The 845-nt window shown below is 37.3% G+C and carries 1 protein-coding gene and 1 pseudogene; both read right to left on the minus strand.

What is annotated here, in order from left to right; genetic code table 11:
- Nucleotides 1-216: pseudogene (locus H5201_RS23000) on the minus strand (hypothetical protein); the annotation flags it as partial.
- 62 nt (nt 217-278) lie between these two features.
- Nucleotides 279-845 (minus strand): GAD-like domain-containing protein (locus tag H5201_RS22515; protein WP_182785458.1); only part of this gene is annotated, 567 nt, incomplete at its 5' end.

The following is an 845-nucleotide window of genomic DNA, read 5'->3' on the forward strand; positions in this document are numbered from 1 at the left end:
GTTGGTCAGGAAAGTCACGAGATTGGTCAATGATAAACGAAGTAAATTTGAATCCTGAGAAAAAAGAAGAAATGCGGGCGGCATAAAATTTAACTTGAGGCGACAACTAACTTGAAAAACTCCGCTAATTGGTAAGTTAATATTAAAAAACATTTCTAATGAATATAGCTCATCATGTGTTACTGAAACTTTTTTCTTTAAGTCTAAGTTTTTCATTAAGTTATGTGTGCCAAATAAAGCTCGTTTAAGTCCTCAACTAATCACATTTGCATACAGCGTTATTCGTACTGCTTAATAGCGCCACGTACCATAGAAGCCATATCAATAATTTCCATATCCCCCATGTCGGCAATTAAATTCAAATGGGCAAAAATATCGCACTTTTCAATATTCTTGATTTTTTTCTCGCCACCCATAAATAAAAATGGCGCAAAGCCGTACACTTCACCAGCATTGAGTGGGCCATGTTTTTTTAATGCCGCAGGAAAAAGTGGTTTCTTTTGGTTGTTTTCTATATCAAGGTCTTCAACTTCTTGAAATGCTATAAAATTTTTTATTGTCCGCTCAGTGTTACCTGCTTTAATATCTTGTTCATTTCCTTGCTTAGTCCGCATCCAATTAAGGTAAGGGCTGATTTCCACAGAATGTCCGGTTTTCTCACCGTAGAGTTTTAAATTGCCCCAGGCATTACGCGCTATAACATAATAAATATCGTGTTGTTCAAACGGGGTGTCTTCTAAAAATCGGTCAAGAATGTCTTGATAATCCGCTGGATTTGTCAGCCAAAATAAACCATCGGCAAAGCCGCTGAACCCGAGTATTTGCCAGTATTCAAGTAGCTGGTC

Source organism: Pseudoalteromonas sp. SG43-6 (genome assembly GCF_014164365.1).
In the GTDB taxonomy this organism is placed as follows: Bacteria; Pseudomonadota; Gammaproteobacteria; order Enterobacterales; family Alteromonadaceae; genus Pseudoalteromonas; species Pseudoalteromonas rhizosphaerae.